The following is a 2836-nucleotide window of genomic DNA, read 5'->3' on the forward strand; positions in this document are numbered from 1 at the left end:
CAATTAGGAAAGCTGCCATTTTAAATACGGCCCCCGCCTAGCAGCATAACTGGGTGGGGATATTACATGGATAAAAGTGTTCAAAATAAATGAGCAAAAAGTGTTCAAAAGTACTTGACGGTTACAGATGCTTTCTCTATAGTTATCTTGGACATTTAAGTATTGTCCTTTTATGTATAAACCTTGGTTGAAAATCACTATACAATTACCATCATTCTCCTTCAGAAAGTAAATACCCTCTACTATATTAGTAGTGTTTGTTAAGCTCTTGTCACGGTTCCTTGGTGAAAAAACATTTGCCATCTTCCATCGATGAACTTCCAAATGGAACTTCTGAGAGTTAATTGTTTTCTCGTTTCATCATTCACCTTATATGTAGCCAAAACAACACCTTCAGATAAGGTGTGCAACTCAAAGTCATATAGGGACATTTTCCTTATACTTAATCCACCATTTATAGTACAATCTGTTTTGTACCATACAGTACCCGAACTACCGTATTCAAAGAATTCATCAGCAAGTAATCTATTTAATTCTTCTAGATTCGAACGAATATCGGGTTGCAATAGTAGTTTTTCTAGAGTGCATATATGTTCTTTTAAGGTTTCGTCCAAAGTCTTCACCTTCCTTTCCTACTATTAATAAACTCCTCTTCACCTGCAAACTATTAATTTAATACTGAATAACCTTCTATTTTGAAATCTCCATTTTCTCTTACAAAAGTAAAACGATAAGTAGCTTTCTCATTTTGACTCTCAATATTAACAACTAGGTCGTACTGATAATAATTACGACTCAAACTAATTATTTCAATTCCGATTAGTTCCTCTTTTGGGTAGCGATTAAGTGATAGTAAAGAAAAAGCCATTAGCTCAGTTAAAGCATCTTCAGTAATTTTAGACCTCTGTGTATCATCAAGTTTTTCATTGGAGAGATGATAATACATTTTAATTTTTTCTAATCCAGATTCTCTAAGAAACTTTTCGGAATAAAAATATGTGGTGAATAGTTGAAAGATAAGAAAAAAGATAATGAACAAACTTGCAAAGAGTTGAATCGGATATTTGGACCTAGTGATTGAACTCAAATCATCTAATTTGTAAGAAGACCACACTATTACAGCGAGTATAATAACTAAAACAAGAAAATAAACAAAATAGTTGATGAAAAGAAATTCTATGAAATGAGCATTCTTTAGAAAAACGAAAAATAAAAAGGCAGCTACTACAATCATAAAAACCTTACGAATTAAATTCAGCATTGTAGCCTCCAATTCTAAACAAACATTTAATTTAGTTAGACTTACGCACCGTAAAAACATTCCTACACCATTTTTACATAGTGATTAAAGTATTTATCTACATATTGAGAAAACTCTAGATCTACTTCTGGAAAACTAGGCTCTTTATAGTAGAGTTTAGGTGACCCCCACCATTTGTGAAACCCTAACTTATCACAAAATGATCTCGGATTTTCAATATCAACTTTAATATAGGAGGTAAGAATATCTGATTTTAATTCTTTTAAGGTAAATACTAAGTGGTCGTATAACGACTTGCCGATTCCTTGTCTTCTAGAACTGGAATCAACGTATAGTTTAATTTGTGCCACGTTTTCATTAGCATCATTAGTATCAATCGTAGCGTATGCCAGTCCTTTAATATATGGCTCTTCATAAACAGCAAATACAATCGCATTCTTTTGAATTTCTTCTACTTCTGGAATTCCATATACTAACTTTGCTCTATTAATTAACTCGTTTACCTCTTGTGCATCTTATGAATGAAAACTTCGAATCACTTTAAAGCCCCTCTCTAAAAACAAAAAACGAAAACATCGACAATGATAAAAAACCTTACTTCCTTCTTGAAGTAAGGAATTACTAATAGAATTCGATACTTAGAAAATATTTCCTTCTTAGTAATACCTGATTTTTCTCTCAGGACTAATATTTATTTAAGACAGAATAAAAAGCATTTCTCAAAAGACAGAAATGCTCCGTTATACTTTTATTATTTATGTCTTGTTTAGCGAATCTCTACTATCAAACCTATGGTAGTAAAACTTCATCAATCACATGGATAACACCATTTGAAGCCAAGATGTCCGGCTTCGTGACATTTGCATTGTTCACTTGAACTGGGTCAAGTGATATGGTCACGTCTTTCTCTGCTAACGTTTTAACCTTCAAGCCATCCTTCAAATCAGATGAAAGCACTTTACCAGAAAGAACATGATACAGTAAAATATCCTTTAAGTCATCTCTAGCTAATAATTCTTCCTTTGTTACACCTAATTTTTGTAGAAGTTTCTCAAACGCCTTATCTGTTGGTGCAAATACAGTAAACGGACCTTTACCTTTCAGTGTCTCGACTAAACCCGCTTTCTCTAGAGCTGCAGCCAAAGTATTGAACTCGCCTGCCGCTAATGCTGTATCAACAATGTCCTTTTGATTATTTACGGGATATTCTGCCGCAAAGGCACCTGTTGTGAATGACATCACCATCATAAAAATCAATATAGACGCTGCATACATTTTCTTTTCCATTAATAATTCCTCCTTTTTTTTTCAAAAACAAATTTTAAGAAGCATCACACACTACACCAGTATTAGTCGCCACACTTCCAGAATGTAGTATTCGTTTAATTACCTTTTTTATCCTTACTTGTAAGAAAAAAATTTCACTAACCTTATTAAGTTTTCAAAATTAGAAGTGATCTCTGAACTTACAGGGATCAACTATTTTAAATCCCACTGGTATCTACAGTTGTTGTATTCACTTAACTCTTTATTTCCTTTTTAAGCTCTTCAAAGGTTGCGTCTTTTTCTATTTAA

The 2836-nt window shown here is 32.9% G+C and carries 4 protein-coding genes; all 4 read right to left on the bottom strand.

Annotation, left to right across the window (positions count from 1 at the left end; all coding sequences use genetic code 11):
• Positions 1–260 precede the first annotated feature (260 nt).
• A complete protein-coding gene (locus ACOI1C_RS22375; protein ID WP_422512844.1) occupies positions 261–623 on the bottom strand; it encodes a DUF4440 domain-containing protein in 363 nt (120 codons plus the stop codon).
• A gap of 44 nt (positions 624–667) precedes the next feature.
• Positions 668–1261, bottom strand: a complete 594-nt coding sequence (locus ACOI1C_RS22380; protein WP_422512845.1) for a hypothetical protein — start codon at positions 1259–1261, stop codon at positions 668–670.
• A gap of 62 nt (positions 1262–1323) precedes the next feature.
• Entirely contained in the window at positions 1324–1752 is a 429-nt protein-coding gene (locus ACOI1C_RS22385) for a GNAT family N-acetyltransferase (RefSeq protein WP_422512847.1), read from the bottom strand.
• A gap of 298 nt (positions 1753–2050) precedes the next feature.
• On the bottom strand, positions 2051–2548 hold the full coding sequence (locus tag ACOI1C_RS22390; RefSeq protein WP_422512846.1) for a fasciclin domain-containing protein: 498 nt from the start codon (positions 2546–2548) through the stop codon (positions 2051–2053).
• Positions 2549–2836 lie beyond the last annotated feature (288 nt).

This window comes from Bacillus sp. DJP31, assembly GCF_049310945.1.
Classification (GTDB): domain Bacteria; phylum Bacillota; class Bacilli; order Bacillales; family SA4; genus Bacillus_BS.